The sequence below is a fragment of the Trinickia terrae genome, from assembly GCF_005144415.1.
Lineage (GTDB): Bacteria > Pseudomonadota > Gammaproteobacteria > Burkholderiales > Burkholderiaceae > Trinickia_A > Trinickia_A terrae.
Genome location: NZ_SWJE01000047.1, coordinates 1 through 479, shown reverse-complemented (window position 1 = coordinate 479; position 479 = coordinate 1). Strand labels below are relative to the sequence as shown.

At 63.5% G+C, this 479-nt stretch carries 1 protein-coding gene; it reads right to left on the bottom strand.

The features are described from left to right. On the bottom strand, nucleotides 1-479 hold a 479-nt coding region (locus tag FAZ69_RS33010; protein WP_136899653.1), incomplete at both ends, for a hemagglutinin repeat-containing protein.

The window sequence follows — 479 nt, the reverse complement described above, 5'->3', positions numbered from 1 at the left end:
CGTGCTCACCGTCGTGTCCTGCACGCTCGCGAGATTCAGGTTGCCGCCGATATTGGCCACCACCTGATTCGCGTTCACGTTCGCACCGACGATGTTGGTATCGCCGCCGCTCACGATCGTCACCGAGTGCTTCGCGTTGACGTGCGTGTTGTTCTGCATCGCCGCATCCGAATTGCCGTCGCCGTGCGCGTTCTGCATGGACGCCGAGATACCGAGCCCGCTCGTACCAAACGACACGCCCACGCTCGCGCTCGACGACGCATTCGCGCTGCGCGTCGAATCGGTGTTCGTCGTGTTGACCAGATTCACCTGATTCTTCGCGATCAACGCAACATCGTTCGCGTTCACATCGGAGCCGGCAATCGTCACATTGCCGCTGCCCGGCGTGCCGTCCCCGGTCGCGACGAACGTCGCGCTGCCGCCAGCCTGAACCGTCGAGCCGCGTTGCGTCGTCTGGTCTTCGGACGACTGACTGGAGC